Genomic DNA, 16,861 nt, shown 5'->3' on the forward strand with positions numbered 1-16,861 from the left:
TTCTCAGTTCAGCGTGAAGCTGAGACCGGCTCCCACACCCCAATGGCCGCCAGCGGTTGTGCCTGAGAGATTTGCACGTATACGGCCGTTTTCGCTTGTGTAACCCGTACCAAAGGCAAGTGCACCAGCGTCCCGCCAGTAGCCACCACCAACGGCTACACTGACCTTCCCAGGTCGATCATCATAGCGCAATGAGGCAGCGGCCAGACCGATGGCGGCGGCCTGACGAGCCTCGTCACGGATCGAGTCGAACTCCTGATTGAGTTGTCCGAACTTTTGATCCGTGTAGTTATTGGCTTCATTCAGCGTAGTTGTTGCGACGCTGTCGGTGTAGTCGTTCGATGTCTTGACAGCGTGAGTTACACTCTCGTTCAACTGGGACACATTGACAGCATCATTATCAGCCACGCCTTTTCCGACGTTGGAAATTACAACCGGTGCATTAACGTCACCACCTTGCAGGGTAATGTTGTTTGTCTTGCTTCCATCAGTATTGCGATCGTAGAAGACAGCATTGTCATTGATATTTCCAATTCCGCCCTCCAGATCCTCAATCGCTGAGTTCGTTGCATGCAACTGCGATCCATTGATGGCGTCAGTACTATCAGCCGAAATGCGTCCAGCGGCTACGTTTGTAATCGTCCGTTCGGCACCGTCGGCACCGACACTGACCGTTCCGACAGGAGCTGTTCCAGCGAAATCATACTGCTCGCCACGGATGGTGGTTCCCGATGTCCCGACTGCGGCCTCGGTCACCGATCCGGATCCAAGAGCGACATCATTGGCATTGTTCGCCTGAGCCCCGTTGCCGAGGGCGACAGCGCCTTGGCCAACAGCCGATGATCCATGCCCGGCTGCCAAACTATCGGTGCCGCTTGCAACGCTCTCGGGTCCGATAGCGACGCTGTCCGTTCCCGTTGCCGATGAATCGGCCAATGTTGAGTTCGCGTGGAAATATTTGATACCCCCACCGTTGTTGATCTGGTTGTTGAGGGTTGTCAGGCTGGCATCTACAGCCGTGAAACCATCATAAACGGTGGTGTAGTTGCCGCCCTGGATATTGTAGGTCGGTCCAGTAATCGTGCCGTCGGGATTGACAACAGAGCCGCCTCCCAGATGGTTGGTGATCTGCGTTCCCAAACCTCTCAACTGGCTCACATTCACAGCATCCGTTTCGGCAGAACCAGCCGCAAGATTGGTCAGTTTGCGTTCCGTGCCCACCCCGCCGATGGAGACTTCACCGAACGACGTCTGCGGAGCCGCAAGCGCGAATGCCGTATAGCCGGTCTGTGCCCCGACCGTCGTCACCGACTGCGCGCCGAGAGCGACGCTGTTGATGTGGTTGCTCTCGGCACCGGCGCCAAGGGCCACCGACTGGATACCGGCCGCCGTGGCCTGGGTGCCGAGCGCAATGCCGTCAGCCAGGAGCACATGCGCGCCCTGACCGATCGCCGTGCCGCCGGGCGCTGTCTGATCGACAATCGCGCCATTGCCGATGCCGACGCCATTATCGCCATTGACGACGGTGGTCGGGCCGACGGCAATCGATTCCGCACCGACAGCTAAAGAATCCCCGGCCGTGGAATTGGCATGGAAATACATGGACGGCGTAGCGGCAACTGAAGCAATGGCACCCTGGAGCTGGCGTATCGTAACGGCATCCTGGGAATCGGTACCATCTGCAACATTGGTGATCTGCCGGTAGGATGTAGCGGTACCGACCGACACCGCGCCCAGCAGCGTCTTGTCCGTGGTGTTGTATTCAATGAAGTTGGTTGGACCCGCTGCAATCTGACCTGTTGCGGGCGCCAGCGCACGATCTGAGATCGATCCGGATCCGAGTGCTATACCGCCCAAAATTGTGGACTGGCTTTCTCTTCCAAGTGCCAGCGAACTGTCGGCAATGGCAGTGGCATTATATCCAACAGCAGTAGATCCCACACCTTGAGCAGACGAGTCGCTTACCGCCAGGGTTCGATCATTCGTGCGCACATAACGAATGCCGTCGCCATTCGCATCCGTATAGGCGGTGGAGGTATCGCCCGCGATATTGTTGATCGTATCGCCGATATCGCCGATGGAATCGCCGAGATTGGCGATGTCGGTCGTATTGGTCGTCACCTGCTGGTTGGTCGCGAAGAGCTGCGAACCATTGACCGCATCCGTGGACGCGCCGGAGAGCTGGCCCGCTGCAACGTTCTGCACCTGGCGCTCTGCCCCTGCGGATCCGACGGAGAGTGCACCGGCCGGAGCGTCGCCGGCAAAGGCGTAGTTCACGCCGCCGATGGTGGTACCGCCGACTGCGGTCGTCACGCCGCTTGCCGAATTCAGGCCTATCGCCACATCGCCGGCATTGTTGGCGACCGCGTTTGGACCGATCGCGACGGAATCCGTGCCGATGGCCTGCGAGTCAGGCAGCGTCGAATTGGCATGGAAATATTTGATGCCGCCGCCATTGTTGATGTTGGTGATGGTCGTTGCGATGCTGTCCACCGCCTGGTTCGTCGCGAAGAGCTGCGAACCGTTGATGCCATCGGTCGAGGCGGCACTGATGCGGCCGGCGGCCACATTGGTGATTGTCCGCTCCGCGCCGGCAGCGCCGATGCTGACGGTGGAGGTAGGCGTCGCGGTTCCGGCGAAATTATAGGTCGTGCCGGCGATCACCGTGCTGGCGGTGCCGACTGCGACGTCCGTGACCGAACCCGAACCCAATGCGACGTCGTCGGCATTGTTGGCAACGGCCGTATCGCCAAGGGCGACCGCACCCGCTGCGCCTGCGCGGCTCGTATTGCCAAGCGCAACCGAACCCTGGCCGATCGCGACATTGCTGTTGCCGATCGCCACGGCGCCATTGGCCATGTTGGCCGCCGTTGCGCTGGCCGTGCCATCCGCATTGGCGATGTTGTTCGCACCGCCGGTGAAGGCGCCTGTGCCGCTCGCATAGCTCGGATCACCGATCGAAACTGCGCCGTCGCCATAAGCGACATTGTCCGCGCCGATGGCCACAGCCTTGCCGCCGCCTGCATTGGCCCTGGTGCCGATCGCTACGGCATCGGCCGCATCAGCCACCGCGGCATTGCCCATTGCGATCGCGTTGTCGGCGCTCGCAGCGGTCGTTGCGCCGATGGCGATGGACCCGGTTGCGCTCGCAGTGCTGGTCGCGCCAATCACAATGGAGTAGTCGCCAGACGCGGCGGATCCTGCGCTACCTAACGCGGTAGCACCGGCGCCAGTGGCGTTGACGGAGACGCCGAGTGCGACGGCCTGCGTTGCCGTCGCGTTAGTCGATGAGCCCATGGCGATGGCGCCATCCGCCGTGGCATTGGCCAGCGTACCGAACGCCATCGCATTGTTCTTATCCGCAAGCGCATTGGTGCCGATCGCGATGCTGTTAGGTATGGCCGTGTCGGCCTGAACGCCTGCAATCGCGCCGAGGCCGAATGCGATCGACTGGTTGCCCCAGGCCTTGGCTGTGTTACCCATTGCCGTCGCGCTGGTGCCCGTTGCACTGGCCAGGACGCCGACGGCAATGGACCTTTCCTGAGATGCCAGCACATCGGTGCCAAGGGCGATGGCGCCCTGTGCCAGCGCACCCGTTCCCACGACAGTGCGCCCGCCAATATTGATGGAGTTGATCGCGGACGCGGTCGCCTGGAAGCCGATGGCGACGGCATTTTGCTGACTTGCGCTGGCGCTGTTGCCCTGGGCAAAGGCATCGATTCCCGACGCGGTTGCCTGAAATCCGAGCGCGGTGGCGCGCAGCCCGCTCGCATTGGCGTCCTGGCCGATGGCGACCGTAACGTCGCCGCTCGCCAGGGCCCTCACGCCGAACGCCATCGCTGCGGCACCGGTCGCATCGGCGGAGTTGCCGAGTGCGACGGAATTGACCCCCGACGCCACGGTGGCGGTGCCTAGAGCGTAAGCGCCATCGGCAGATGCGTTGGCATTGATACCTATCGACGCGGCATTGGTCCCGGTCGCCCGGCTTTGGGTACCTATCGCAACGGCGTTGGCCTGAGCCGTCACATCCGTGCCGATTCCGATGGCGCCGCCAGCCAATGCGCCTGTCCCGGCGCCGGTGCGAGCGCCCAGATAGATCGAGTTGATGCTTGAGGAATAAGCCCCGAAACCTATGGCGATGGCATTCAGTGCTTCGCTACGAGAGACAAGCCCTACTGCGATCCCCCCGCCGACAGTGGCGGCCGCACTAGCGCCCAGCGCGGTTGCCCCATGCCCCGTGGCCGTGGCCGACAAGCCCATGCATGAGGCAGTGGAGGAATATGCGTTGTAAGGCGCTGCAGCACAATTTACTGTCTGAGCTTGAGCTGACCCCGAGAAGCCACCGATCGCCACTGCGACGCCGCCTACACCTAACATCCCGAGCCCCAGACCCTTGCGCTGAACGCCAAGAACGCGATGTGCCAGGCGCAGGATCGCCATCAGCCGGCGCCGGTGTGAGGCGCTGTCTTTGCGGGTCTGGTCGCTGCACAGTCCAAGGCGGAACATACGCTGGACAGAACGTTGCATGTATTCAATCATTGCGTTTCCTCGCTTTTGACCAGGCGTTCCAGGGCACTGGAATTCGCATCTTCGCCTGCAGGTTCTTCGGTGACGTTTGCGCGTTGCGACAACGCGCTTCCTACTCTCTCGCCCTTACTCTCGATGAGCGTCCGGGCACTTTCGATCCATGGCTGCGACGCCGGCGGCACGCTGCGCAAAGCAGCCTCCGTCCGCTCCGGCGTCAGCTTGGCCGACACCAGCGCATGGCAGATTTCATAATGGGAACCCGGGTTTTCCTTGGCGAACTGCGGTGTCGTCAGCCCCAACACAAAACACGCGAAGAGATGATCGAGCTCCGCTGACGTCATGCGGCCCGCATATTGCTTGTCAATAACCGACCAGACCGCTTCGACTTTGAGAGCAAAAACTTCAATGTCAGGAGACTGCATCTGGCTCATATTTGGCGAACCCAATTCGAGCCATACAAAATGCAGAAATCTGTCATACGACCCCCATCGCAAAGCGAAATCTACGCGGTCCACTGGCCGCCCTGAACGCTATTGACAGGTCAATTTTTCAACAAAGTCATTACACAAAAAAACCGCATTTGTAGATTCGTGCTCAATAACGCAATCAAATGCGCCTTTTTCTAATTAATTCGATGTATGTCGTGGTAAAAACGTCACTCAGAGAAGCCAGAGTTGCAGGCGCTTCGAACTTGGCCTGGGGTAAGATTTTTGAGCCGCTTCATCGTATTTGTCAGATGGCTTTGGCTTGAAAAACCAGACCGATGTGCAATCTCAAATATTGGAAGGCTGGTTTGAGTTAGGAGCGTCTCCGCTTCCTCCAGTCGAACTTTGGTTAAATACTGATGTGGCGGCATCCCGAACGTGAGCGTAAAGGCTCGAATGAAATGGCTTGGCGAAGACTGGGCAATGCTCGCCATTGAAAGTATCGTCAGGTTCTCAGCCAAATTCTGGTGGATATACTCGCGGATACGTTTCTCATTATGCCCAGCCAAGCGCGTTTGTATCCGTTTTGTAAGTGTATGTGCCGAGTAATTTCTGATGATATGGACACCCAATACGGTAATCAAAGCGTCGAGATATATTGGATTGATTGCAGCGCTGGATAATTCTTTGGCCATCGCTGTCCCAATGCGTAATGCTCTAAGGTCAACGTGACCGAATTTTGCGGGGCGGAGGTTCCACGTATTCCCATCAAGTTCTGTGGCTGCCAGTGCTGCGTAAATATTCCGTCCGAACGCAACGGCAATATTTCTTTTCGTACCTGACCAGCGCAGAGTTCGATCAATATCGGCAGGGTTGACCACCAAAGCACCTACCGGTGCATTAAATTGGTGCATCCTGTCGCTCGCGAATGCAGCCTCCATTCCAGTCGATGGAGAAAGCATGATACTGGCAACGTCCACACTCGTGTGGAAACTCATCGAACCTGCAGGTCTGGTGGCCTTGATCACTGCACCGATGGCCGTCTCAAATCGCGGTCCAACGCTTTCGGGAATCGCGTTCAACAATCCCGAAGAATTCGAAAGATCAAGATGTACAAGCGAATGGGTTATCGGCGTATTCATATTTTATAACGCTGTGCCCCCGGGTTATATTCAATGATAGCCGTGACCCTTGCCGGAAAATAGGCAAGAGATACGCTACTCGTCATTGAGTAACGTTGATTTGCAATGTATTGGTTAAACACTCTGATAAGTTTCGCCACTCGTCAGCGTCGGGACGCCTGAAGTCGGTGACACTCTTCACGCCGAAAAAATCATATAAATCAAAAGTTGTAAATATTGGAAATTGTCATCTCCGGCTAGTGCGAAACAGAAGAAACAGCGGTGCCGGTTTCACGCACGGGGATAAATGCTTATAAAACATATGACTATCAACGGGTGATCTGCGAAGGCTGCGATCTATTCGTGGGCATCGTTTACGGCTTTTATAGCAATAATGTGTAACAGAAGAAATTTTATGCAAAGGCTGCGGCAAGGATTTAGACTACGCAGTCTAATTTCTTGAAACCTCTTTCTTCAATTTCTCTGTACTAATCTTGCTTTCCCGCTGACGATAATGAGAAGAATACATTGGGGCGACTCGCAGCATCGCAAGCGCCTTTGAGATCGTGTCCGTATTCAACGCCATGCTCGGGATCTTAGGACACCTCGTCCACAGCACGCCTTATAATTGCTGTAATCCTCTCAGGCTCGAAAGGTTTCGATAAAATTCTTGCGCTTGGTGGCAACGCTGCAAGGCAGAGAGTTTTATCAGTTGTTATGAACAGGGCCACGTGGGGAAATTGCTTAGCTATCATTTTTGCAAGAGTTGTATTGGTCGTTGCTCCTCCCTGAGCATACTCAACAATAACAGCATTTATATCGGTGCGAGTTTGTAGTGCTGCGTAGGCCTCTTCGGTAGTCGTCACATCGATGACCTTGAAACCGGCACCCTCGAGAGATTCGCTAATGAAGAAATTCAAGAATAGATCTTTCACTACAAGGAGCACAACAACGGAAGATATTGATTCTGGTTCGAGTTCGTTCATCTAATGCCCCACATAAATTCGACTATAAGCGTAAACGCTGAGATGAAACCACGAGCGCATACGGCAAAATCCAGCAGAAATTCGAATTAATTTCATAGTATCGTCTGCTGATGCTAAAAAACAGCCCTGTCATTTGAACCAGATTCAACTCGCAGCCCCTCGCCTCCATTATTTATACACGATTGCAAGTGACGGCCGACATTAGCCGTCGGTTAGGGCTTTCTACATTCCGTATAATGCCGCAAACGCTCTTTTAAAGGCGACCGGCGCGCACTACAGGACAAAAAGACGCAGAAAGTTGAAGGCTTTGTAGCCACGACGGAGAGAATTGCCTGATAGGCACGACATTCGGCTTGATCGCGAGCTCGTCAGATGGACTGTGATCGTGACTTACCTCGGCCAAGCTGCGACTACTAGTAAGTGCGATACGACAGCATCGTCAGGATAGCGTCATTATCCATTGATAAAAGTGGCGAAGCTCCCACTCAGCTACGAATCTTCAAATCGAACGAGAGGAATGCCTTTCTACAGCCTGTGTACGAAGCCGATATGCGTATGATTGTATCAAATACTCTGTAGATGAATGCACTGCAACGCGCATGACTCCGATTGATGGATATTCGAGAGATCTTTGCGTTGAATCTCAGGACATTGCGAAACGCCAGAGGGCTTTCGCAAGAGGAGCTCGCGCATCGCGCAAACATCCATCGGACCTATATCAGTTCTCTGGAAAGGTGCCTCTACAGCCCGACTATCGATATGGTCGACGGCATTGCTCAGATACTGGGTGTGGAAGCGTTCGAATTACTCATTTCAAAGTACGGCCCCAAAACGACCAAATCCGGTTCCGACGTCTCGTCAGATATTTAACTTCGACACAAAGGGCCTCCCCTTTTCCCATCTTGCAGTATTTGGAAGTGACCTGGCTCATCATTTGACGCCCATGCCCTCTTTGGCGTTTTTTGCTGCAAGGGTGCACAACATAAGAACGGTCTCGTAGGATTTTTCGAAAGCAGGAACGGGCAGAAATTCAAAGCGCGAATGGAAATTATAAGCGCCGGTGAAAAAATTCGGGGTGGGCAAACCCCGTGCCGACAGCACTGCTCCGTCAGTTCCTCCACGCATTGGAATGAGTTGTTTTTCGATCCCGAGCCGGTCCAAAGCGCTGAACAGCAGTTTGGTCGCGCGGTTGTCACGTTCCAGACAGTCGCCAATGTTATGATAGGTATCGACGATCTGGTATTGCACCGACCCGGCGGGGTGTTGCGATCTCACCAGGTCAGCGACATCGCCGATACACTGTTTTCGTTGCTCGAATTCCAGCCTGTCAAAATCACGGATCATGACCTTAAGCCGGGCTTCGTTCTCATTTGCAACAAGGTCCTTGAACCAGAAGTAGCCTTCGCGTTTGTGCGTGCATTCAGGTGTTTCGTTGCGGTCAAAATGAGAAATGAAGTCGAGCGCCATCAGGAGTGGGTTGACCAGCACACCCTTTGCCGACATCGGATGCGCACTGACGCCGGTAAAGACGATCTCGCCGGATGCGGCATTGAAATTCTCTATGGCCACTTCTCCGAGCGCGCAGCAATCGATGGTGTAGGCGAAATCGCACGGGAAGCGACCCAGATCGAGCGCCTTGGCGCCCCGTAGACCGATTTCCTCATCTGGAACAAAGGCGACGAAAATATCGCCATGGGGCCGCCCCGATGGCTCGAGCCGCGCCAACAACGTCATAATGACCGCGATGGCAGCCTTGTTATCTGCACCAAGGACGCTTGTGCCATCACTTAAAATAATGTCTTCACCCCTCCAAGCGAGAATTTCCGGATGTTCCGCTACGCGCAACCAGATGTCTTGTCCCGGATTGAGACACAGGTCCAATCCTTCGAAGCGTTTGATTTGCGGCCGGATGAGCGGGGAGAGGCCGACATCGACTGTATCGAGATGGGCGATGAAGCCAATACGCGGTGCGGTGGGGCAGTTGCCGCGTTTGACGCCGGTGACGATGGCGTGCGCATCGACGATGACGTTATCAACGCCGAGATCGCGTAATTCCTGTGCGAGCAACCTGGCGAGTTCAAGCTGTCCCGGCGACGAAGGCAGATGTGTTGATGCCGCATTGCTCTGGCTATCTATCGCAGCGTAGCGGAAGAACCGGCTGATAAGTTCGTCGCGAATGCCCAGGCCCTGTTCAATCGAAGACATTTAATTCTTTCTATAATTGTGAACGTGATAATGTTTTTAAGCACGCGTCCCGTGCGCATCCGGGACTCTGCTTCCTCCCTCACCTTGCCACTCCACGGAAATCTCCAGGTCTCCACAGGCAACCCACGATCGCGCCGGCTATCAGACACGGAGAATGCCTATTCCATCTTCCAGGCCGATGTGCGCGCCCAGATTTGCGGATTGGTCTCTGAACCGTTGCAGGATTCTTGTCGCGTTCCCGCCCGTTGCCAGGTGAGGAACCAACCGGCGTTCGAGCGAATGATTGTTCAAACCATCCTCGCCGCCGATCACAACCGGATAGAACCGGATGTCGATCAGCGTGTTGTCTTGTCCGTAGGAACACAGGCCGACAACACTCTCCCAGACCTCAGGGGCATGCCACGCCGACGTTTCCGACCGGACATGAAAGATGAAATTGCCTAGGCTGTAGAAAATCGGCCGGCGCCGATAGATTTCTACGGGTTGAAGCACGGGGGCGCCATGACTAACGAACATGGCAGCCCCGGCGTCAATAAATTGTCTTGCAACACCACTGACCCATTCCGGTACCTGGTACCAATTGGAAGACCAGTGATGATGATGCAGATAGGCAATGACGAGGCAACCATCCTTGGCAGCAGCAGCTATTGCTCCAAGGTTGCGGGCAATATCTTCTTCATCGATTTTGACGCTCCTGCCAAACCTTTTGGATCGTTTGAAGATTGCCCGGGCAATACCGATCTCCTGATGTGGATCGACAGAAGGTGGATCATCCGGCTGACTGTCATTGGTGAGGTCGATCGCCGTATAACCAACTTTTTCCCGGACAGATCGAATCTGATCGAATGCTGCCTCATCCAGCTCGATGACCTGTGACAGTCCAAGCCTGTTCACGCCGGGTCGTTCGGGCCTGCTGCTGGTTGCATTTGCGGCATACATGAAATCCGGACCGGGACCGCCATCCATGGCGACGATGGCTACACGCCGCCCACCCATCGTTGCAATACTCGCCTGCGACGCCTCGCTCTGGTTGCGGCCGAGCCCCGCATGGAGAAAACCTCGCTTCTCGACCTCCTCCAAGGTTGAGAGCACACCGGACGGGCCGAGGTCGAAAGCATGATTGTTCGAAAGCGAAAGTCCGCCAAACCCGATCGCCTGCAGTGCATCGAGGACGACGGGCTCGCTGCAGCCGAAGAATGATCCCTTGAGGGGCCACCCGCCATGGCTTCCAAGGATCGTCCCCTCGAAATTGGTAAACGAAAGATCGGCTTGATGGACCAGTGCCTGAAGCGCCTCAAATGCCGGCGTGCGGATATTGCGAATATCGTGTTTGATGAGCGATTGGCCGGTGACGGCCAGTGTGAAGCTGTCATTCATGTGTCACCTTTTGCGGGAATATGAGCCACCCGTTTGGATAGGCAGGTGTTGAAGATGATGCGGACGATGGTGCCGCAGACGAATCTGCGCCGCCTTCACCTTCAACACGTGAACCGGCTGGGCCGGGCGTCGATGAGCGCGCGTGTGTAGGGGTTCTTGGATTGCGAAAAGACGAAGTCGGAAGACCCGAAATCCTCTACCTGGCCGTCCTTGAAGATGTAGAGCGAACTGCACAGCTGTTGCACGACGGCAAGATCATGGGAGATAAAGACCATCGTCATGTGCTGCGTGGTGATGCTGTCTTTGAGAAGCTGGATGATTTCGGCCTGTACGGACACGTCAAGGGCTGAGGTCGGCTCGTCTGCAATGATGATCTGCGGCTTCGCCAGTAGCGCTCGGGCGATACAAATGCGCTGTTTCTGGCCGCCCGATAGCTGATGGGGATGACGGTCAATCAAGCTGCGCGCCAGACCGAGCCGGTCCATCATCGTTGCAGCATCCGCCGGTCCTTCCTTGGGATGCAGGCTTGCGCCAAAGCGAATGCTCTCGCGCAGTGTTTCTCCGACGCTCATCCTGGGATTGAGCGACACCGCAGGATCCTGAAAGATCATCTGCACCCGGCTGAGGAGACCGCTTCGGCGGCCATTCTTCGACACATCAAATTGGGTTCCGTCGATCGTGACTGATCCCGCGGGCGCCCTGTCGAGGCCAGCGATGATCCGGCCGAGCGTTGTCTTTCCGCTGCCGCTCTCGCCAACAATGCCGGTGATCGTGCCACGCGGCAGCTTTATGCTGACATCGCGCAAGGCGAAGATTGCCTTGTTGCGGGATGAGTTCCAGACGAACCCTTGGCGGACGAAGGTTTTGGAAACACTTTTTGCAACGAGAAGCATGGTGTTGCCCTCGCCCACGTTCGTGGAAATGCTCGCATTGCCATTCGCTTGGCCCTTGCCGGCAGTTGCCGAGAGCCGCAGTCGCGGGACTGCGGCTAGCAGGCTGCGTGTGTAGTTGTTTGCGGGTGCATCGAGAATGACCGCGGTGCGATCCTGTTCCACCACCCTGCCCTTTCTCATGACGAGAACCCGGTCGGTTATCTCAGAAACCACGCCCATGTCGTGAGTGACCAGGACGATGGAGATACCGGTGTCATCGACGAGGGTTCGAAGGAGCTTGAGTATCTGCTTCTGAACGGTGGCATCGAGTGCCGAGGTCGGCTCGTCGGCGATGATAATGTCGGGGGATCCGGCGAGCGCAATAGCGATGACCGCCCGTTGTCTTTGCCCTCCGGAGAACTGATGCGGATAATTCCCGTATCTGCGCTCGGGTTGCGGAATTCCGACGCGGGCCAGGAGCGCGACAGCCCGTGCGCGCGCCTCCTGTCTCGGGACAGAGGCGTCGATCGCCAGGATCGTTTCCTGCACCTGTGCGCCGACGCTCATCAGAGGATCGAGGGAGGCAGTATGATCCTGGAAGATGGCCGATATTCTTCGTCCCCAGATGGCATCTCCATCTCCTCCCATGGGATCGATCGGCCTGCCATCTAGTTCGATCGATCCTGACGTCCGCTGAAACTCGGGAGCAAGCAAGCCGAGAACGGCATTGCCCAAAGTCGACTTTCCGGCACCCGACTCGCCAATGATGCCGACAATCTCACCGCGGCCGAGTTCGAAACTTACATTTTGCAGGATCGTTATCGGTCCGGAGGCAGAGAGATGACGCAGGCTGAGGTTTCTCACCTGAAGCAGTGGTGGTGTTGCAGTCTCACATGTCATACTGGGCGGCTCCTTGGATCGAGATGACGGCGAACGTCTTCTCCGACGAAGTTGATACTTGCGATGAGACCGAAGAGCGCGAGACCAGGGAAAAGGCTCGTCCAATATTGCCCGGTCAGTAGGTACTGGAAGCCGTTTGCGACCGCAGAGCCAAGCGAAGGCTTGTCGATAGGAACGCCGAGCCCGAGAAAGGACAAGGTTGCTTCGAGCGCGACCGCGTGACCGATTTCGATCGGGATCAACGTCACAGCCGGCGCGATGCTGTTGGGCAAAAGGTGGCGGAAGATAATCCGGGACGTAGGCAGTCGCATGAGGCGGGCTGCATCCATGTAGGACTTGTTTGTCTCGCTCAATGCGACGCTGCGCACCAATCTTGCGTAGGTCGCCCATTGAGCGATGATCAACGCCAGAATGATCCGGTCGATTCCGGGGCCGAGCGTGACGATGGCAATCAACGCGACGAGAATGGTCGGAAGGCTAAGCTGAAGATCGACCAGTCGCATAATCGCGCTATCGACCCAGCTGCCGAAATAAGCCGCACTGACCCCGGCTGTCAGCCCGATCAGTGCGGCGATGGCAGCGCTTGTGATTGACACCACCAGGCTGATACGCAAGCCATAAAGTATGGTGCTGAGGATATCTCTTCCAAGCCCGTCTGTTCCCAGCAGATAGAGATAGCCGCCGCTGCCCGGTGTGCCCGGCGAAGAGGACGCTTCCCATCCATAGATCTGCAGCGGATCATAGGGGTTTTGCGGGGCGATGACGGGGGCTGCAAGTGCAAGCAGGATATAGGTTGCAAGCACGATCATGGGTACGGTCAACACCTGCCCATAGGGACGCTTTTTCAGCGCCCGGAGGATTTCAGTTTTCATGGCATTTCACCTTCAGGAGGACAGGCGCACGCGCGGGTCGAGCACGGCATGGAAGAGATCGACAAAGGCATTCAGCGCAACAAACGTCACCGAGATGAAGGTCAGTGTCGCCATCACCACCGGCCGGTCGAGGAGCTGGATAGAGTCGATCAGGAGCTTGCCAACGCCCGGCCAGGCGAAAATCGATTCCACGACCACCGCAAAAGCAAGCATGCCGCCAAATTGCAGGCCAATGATCGTCACGATAGGCATGCTGATGTTCGGAAGGGTGTGGCGGAGCAGTATCCTTCGGGGGGAAAGTCCTTTCGCCCGGCAAAATCGCGTAAAATCGAGGTTTTCTACTTCTATCGTGCCCGAGCGCGAAAGACGCGCGATCAGTGCGATGTTGGGTATGGCCAGCGCAAGGGCTGGAAGGAAAAGGTGCCAAAAACCGTTTCGGGTCAGGACACTCCACTCCTGTCCAAGGAAACTCGCCGTCGCACCTCTTCCGCCCGATGGAAACCAGCCGGTCAGAATGGCACCGGCGAGGATCAGCATCATGCTCAGCCAGAATGAGGGAATGCTCAGCGCAAATACACTTGATCTGAGGACAATCCGGTCGAAAACTGTCCCGCTTTGCCTCCCGGCGAGAAGCCCGAGGCCAACACCGACCGGAGCCGCGATAAGCATCGCGACGCATGCGAGTTCCAGCGTTGCAGGCAACTTGCTTATGACCAGCGCGAAGGCCGGCATATGATAGATATACGAGGTGCCGAAGTTTCCGCGAACCACGTTGCTGATGAATACGCCGTATTGATGCCAGATCGGTTGATCCAGCCCAAGCGCGATCGTCGCATTGCGGATATCCTCGGGCGTGGCAGTTTCGATATTGACGATATTGAACACTGGGTTGCCGACACTGTGAATGCCGAGGAAGCCGACCAACGACATGGCGAGAAGGAGAAGGAAGGCTTGAGCCAACCGTCCCAATGCGACTGAAATCAGGGCCATGATCGCTTACTCCGTCACGGGAAGTGTTTGCATGGCGGTCGTCCAGCCGCGGGGATGCATAGCATAGGCGGCAACCCGGGCGCCGTAACCGACGATGTGATGGAAGTGATAAAGGGGGATGATCGGCTGGTCGGCCATGACGAAATCCGTCGCCTCGGCAAGTGCATTGTTGCGCTCCAGCCCCTCCTCAATGCTTTGCGCCTTTGCCAGCATCTGGTCAAAAGCCTGGTTGCGATAGTGGCCGAAGTTCAAGGCACCGCTCCCACCCTCGGGATCTGGCGATGCGAGGAGAGCGTGAAGGATGACATCCACCGTCTCGCCGGAGGTGCCACCGTACCAAAGAGCATAATCACCGGCGGCACGCCTGGTGTTGAAAACAGAAAATGGCGAGGTGGCAGGCTGGACGGCCACCCCGATACGGGCCCAGCTTTGCGCGATCGCCTGCAGGCTTTCGCCATCACCCGGATAACGACCAGCAGGTCCGGCCAGCACGACATGGAAGCCCTCTGGGAACCCAGCTTCTGCGAGAAGTGCTTTCGCTTCCTCATAATTGGGAGCTTCAGGCGTCAAATTGGCTGAAGTGCCCGGCAGACCGTTCGGGAAAACCTGCGCTGCAGCGGTACCGTAACCTGCGAGAATCTTGTCAACCAGGACGCCGCGATCCGTTGCCATGGCAAGCGCGCGCCGGACCAGGGGATTCTTGAACGGATTGGCGATCTCAACTCCCGATTTGTCTGTTACGCCGGGAAGTGTCTCTCTTTCCACGTCGAACTGGATAAAGTTGATCCGCGCTGCGCCGACGCTGGCAATCTTTGCGCCGCGCTGTTTCAGGGACGCCACATCGCGGGCCGGTATTGCATCGGCGATATCAACATCACCGGTGGTCAGTGCAGCAACACGTGCAGCAGGGCTTTCGATAACCCGGAATGTTACCTCCGGCCAGTCAGGTTTATCGCCCCAATAGTCATTGTTTCTCTTAAGCTTGAGCATCTCGCCGGAGCTCCAGCTTTCGAACCTATAGGGACCCGTGCCGACGGGAGCGTGACCTGCGTTGAGTTCCTGCGTCGTCTGGAACCCCTGCCCCGGCCGGTGCATGACGAAAATCGAGGAGAATGACAGTGGCAGGTTGGGAACGGGGCCACTTGTCTCGATGACGACAGTGAGCGGATCGGGCGCCGAGACCGACTTGATCCCGCTCACATAGGAGCGAAAGCCGCCGTTTGGTGATTTCACGAAATCGCGGATGCGTTCAATCGTGTAGACGACATCATCCGCTGTGAACGGCGAGCCGTCATGAAAGCGGACATTTTCCCTCAGTTTGAACTGCCATTGCGTCTCGGAGGTCGCGCGCCAGGAAACAGCAAGACCGGGCTTCAGATCCAGCTTTTCATCCTGATAGACAAGGCGCTCGTATATATGGGAGAGCAGCGAGGTATTTTCATTGAGATTTGCGTAATGCGGATCGAGTGTCATCAACTTATACGATGTCGCGATCCGAAGTTCGTCCTGTGCCCGTGCCGCCCCCGGAAAGATGTTCCAAGACATGACCACAATCAATAACATGGACAAAAGACATGAACGAAATGGCTTTGTTGATCTCATTATAAAAGTTCCCTCTTTTTTTGTTTTTTGGGTACAGTTGCCCCACTGTGGCGGAAGGGATTCCATCACATATCCTGCATGAGACTACGTCCTCAAAGACACTGACTTTGATCGATTTGAAGAGTATTCTCTGTAGATGAATACTCTTCGTTGCGGGATCACTCCTTATCTGAAGGCCTGACAATCCGCCGGGTGAAATCTGAAGAAGGCAAAGGCAACAACTTGCTTGAAACTGCTATGACACACGAACAATCAAAGACCTTTGCCAGACAAGGTGCAGTGTCCGTTGCGGACTGCAAACGACATACTACCCACATCGAGGTGTCCTTTGGCTTGCCGACGTCGATACGGGATCACGCCCGTTTTTGCGAAAGGACATTTGTGCATCGATCTTCAAAAGGTCGGCAATGACGACACGGATTTGTGGCCAGGGATACGCATCGCTGTCAGCGCAGGGCTGCCACTTGTCGACGATGGCATGGAGCTTGGCTGTTGCTCCGATAATCGATTGGGCCGGTGTGTACCACAAGATTTCTGCCACTCTGTTCTCGGCGATAGAAGCGCGGCTCTCTTCTTTAAGAGCCTTGCTGTACCCAACCTGTTCGTCGGCAGCCTTCCAGGCTTTGGATGAGGTCGGCGGCGAGCCGACTATTGAAATGAGTTTCGCTTCGAGCTTTTGCTGGCGCAGGCACGATTCAGTTACGTCTTGCCGGGCAGCGCACCACTCCCGCCATGTCACGAATGCCGGATCGTCATCGCAAATGTCCGGCGATGTGATAATTGAGGCGGCAAGCTCTGGATATGTGGGTAAAGAAGCCGCCAAGACCGAATGGAAATCTCTCCGCGTGACCGGAGGCAAAGTTCTGCTATTGTCGGAATCAGCCATGATCCGAGCTCCTTACAGCTTGGTAGTGGTTAGGCTGCATTCGGTGTTCGAGCACCAGATGCAGCCGCAGTTTATCTTGACGCCGCTATTCGAGAGTG

Annotated in this window: 13 protein-coding genes; 2 read left to right on the plus strand and 11 right to left on the minus strand. The window is 56.2% G+C overall.

The features are described 5' to 3' along the window. Positions 1-3: 3 nt before the first annotated feature. From PMI41_RS02680 to PMI41_RS02690, 3 genes are all read right to left on the minus strand, one after another. Positions 4-4,539 (minus strand): YadA-like family protein, encoded by a 4,536-nt coding sequence (locus PMI41_RS02680; RefSeq protein WP_008121521.1) that lies wholly within the window; start codon positions 4,537-4,539, stop codon positions 4-6. After that, on the minus strand, positions 4,536-4,958 hold the full coding sequence (locus tag PMI41_RS02685; protein WP_040853578.1) for a hypothetical protein: 423 nt from the start codon (positions 4,956-4,958) through the stop codon (positions 4,536-4,538). The genes PMI41_RS02680 and PMI41_RS02685 overlap by 4 nt, the downstream gene beginning before the upstream one ends. A 224-nt stretch (positions 4,959-5,182) precedes the next feature. Then, a complete protein-coding gene (locus tag PMI41_RS02690) occupies positions 5,183-5,914 on the minus strand; it encodes an AraC family transcriptional regulator (protein ID WP_244423895.1) in 732 nt (243 codons plus the stop codon). On the opposite strand from PMI41_RS02690, the gene PMI41_RS25370 reads away from it, so the two are divergent. Further along, on the plus strand, positions 5,913-6,131 hold the full coding sequence (locus PMI41_RS25370) for a hypothetical protein (RefSeq protein WP_008121528.1): 219 nt from the start codon (positions 5,913-5,915) through the stop codon (positions 6,129-6,131). The genes PMI41_RS02690 and PMI41_RS25370 overlap by 2 nt on opposite strands. 538 nt (positions 6,132-6,669) lie before the next feature. Here PMI41_RS25370 and PMI41_RS02695 read toward each other — a convergent pair. Further along, a complete protein-coding gene (locus tag PMI41_RS02695) occupies positions 6,670-7,059 on the minus strand; it encodes a hypothetical protein (protein WP_008121530.1) in 390 nt (129 codons plus the stop codon). Positions 7,060-7,671: 612 nt separating this feature from the next. On the opposite strand from PMI41_RS02695, the gene PMI41_RS02700 reads away from it, so the two are divergent. Beyond that, positions 7,672-7,929 (plus strand): helix-turn-helix transcriptional regulator, encoded by a 258-nt coding sequence (locus PMI41_RS02700; RefSeq protein ID WP_008121532.1) that lies wholly within the window; start codon positions 7,672-7,674, stop codon positions 7,927-7,929. A gap of 60 nt (positions 7,930-7,989) precedes the next feature. On the opposite strand, the gene pepT is transcribed toward PMI41_RS02700, so the two are convergent. From pepT to PMI41_RS02735, 7 genes are all read right to left on the minus strand, one after another. Beyond that, positions 7,990-9,243 (minus strand): peptidase T, encoded by a 1,254-nt coding sequence (gene pepT, locus PMI41_RS02705; protein ID WP_040853580.1) that lies wholly within the window; start codon positions 9,241-9,243, stop codon positions 7,990-7,992. 162 nt (positions 9,244-9,405) lie between these two features. Further along, the gene (locus PMI41_RS02710) at positions 9,406-10,641 is read right to left on the minus strand and encodes a CapA family protein (RefSeq protein ID WP_008121536.1); all 1,236 of its coding nucleotides are present in this window, start codon (positions 10,639-10,641) and stop codon (positions 9,406-9,408) included. Between the two features lie 101 nt (positions 10,642-10,742). Beyond that, complete coding sequence (locus PMI41_RS02715; protein ID WP_008121537.1) at positions 10,743-12,413, minus strand: ABC transporter ATP-binding protein; 1,671 nt, start codon at positions 12,411-12,413, stop codon at positions 10,743-10,745. Continuing rightward, positions 12,410-13,285: an ABC transporter permease gene (locus PMI41_RS02720; RefSeq protein ID WP_008121539.1), complete on the minus strand. Its 876-nt coding sequence runs from the start codon at positions 13,283-13,285 to the stop codon at positions 12,410-12,412. The genes PMI41_RS02715 and PMI41_RS02720 overlap by 4 nt, the downstream gene beginning before the upstream one ends. A gap of 12 nt (positions 13,286-13,297) precedes the next feature. After that, positions 13,298-14,275, minus strand: a complete 978-nt coding sequence (locus PMI41_RS02725; RefSeq protein WP_008121540.1) for an ABC transporter permease — start codon at positions 14,273-14,275, stop codon at positions 13,298-13,300. A 6-nt stretch (positions 14,276-14,281) separates the two neighbouring features. Next, entirely contained in the window at positions 14,282-15,877 is a 1,596-nt protein-coding gene (locus PMI41_RS02730; RefSeq protein WP_040853556.1) for an ABC transporter substrate-binding protein, read from the minus strand. Positions 15,878-16,184: 307 nt separating this feature from the next. Further along, on the minus strand, positions 16,185-16,763 hold the full coding sequence (locus tag PMI41_RS02735; RefSeq protein ID WP_008121543.1) for a hypothetical protein: 579 nt from the start codon (positions 16,761-16,763) through the stop codon (positions 16,185-16,187). Between the last annotated feature and the right edge of the window lie 98 nt (positions 16,764-16,861).

Source organism: Phyllobacterium sp. YR531, from assembly GCF_000282595.1.
Taxonomy (GTDB): Bacteria; Pseudomonadota; Alphaproteobacteria; order Rhizobiales; family Rhizobiaceae; genus Phyllobacterium.

Excerpts from the sequence above, each read along its gene's own strand:
- PMI41_RS02680 (WP_008121521.1), bottom strand. The coding sequence starts at position 4,539 with ATGATTGAATACATGCAACGTTCTGTCCAGCGTATGTTCCGCCTTGGA.
- PMI41_RS02685 (WP_040853578.1), bottom strand. The coding sequence starts at position 4,958 with ATGAGCCAGATGCAGTCTCCTGACATTGAAGTTTTTGCTCTCAAAGTC.
- PMI41_RS25370 (WP_008121528.1), top strand. The coding sequence starts at position 5,913 with ATGATACTGGCAACGTCCACACTCGTGTGGAAACTCATCGAACCTGCA.
- PMI41_RS02690 (WP_244423895.1), bottom strand. The coding sequence starts at position 5,914 with ATGCTTTCTCCATCGACTGGAATGGAGGCTGCATTCGCGAGCGACAGG.
- PMI41_RS02695 (WP_008121530.1), bottom strand. The coding sequence starts at position 7,059 with ATGAACGAACTCGAACCAGAATCAATATCTTCCGTTGTTGTGCTCCTT.
- PMI41_RS02700 (WP_008121532.1), top strand. The coding sequence starts at position 7,672 with ATGGATATTCGAGAGATCTTTGCGTTGAATCTCAGGACATTGCGAAAC.
- PMI41_RS02710 (WP_008121536.1), bottom strand. The coding sequence starts at position 10,641 with ATGAATGACAGCTTCACACTGGCCGTCACCGGCCAATCGCTCATCAAA.
- PMI41_RS02715 (WP_008121537.1), bottom strand. The coding sequence starts at position 12,413 with ATGACATGTGAGACTGCAACACCACCACTGCTTCAGGTGAGAAACCTC.
- PMI41_RS02720 (WP_008121539.1), bottom strand. The coding sequence starts at position 13,285 with ATGAAAACTGAAATCCTCCGGGCGCTGAAAAAGCGTCCCTATGGGCAG.
- PMI41_RS02725 (WP_008121540.1), bottom strand. The coding sequence starts at position 14,275 with ATGGCCCTGATTTCAGTCGCATTGGGACGGTTGGCTCAAGCCTTCCTT.
- PMI41_RS02730 (WP_040853556.1), bottom strand. The coding sequence starts at position 15,877 with ATGAGATCAACAAAGCCATTTCGTTCATGTCTTTTGTCCATGTTATTG.
- PMI41_RS02735 (WP_008121543.1), bottom strand. The coding sequence starts at position 16,763 with ATGGCTGATTCCGACAATAGCAGAACTTTGCCTCCGGTCACGCGGAGA.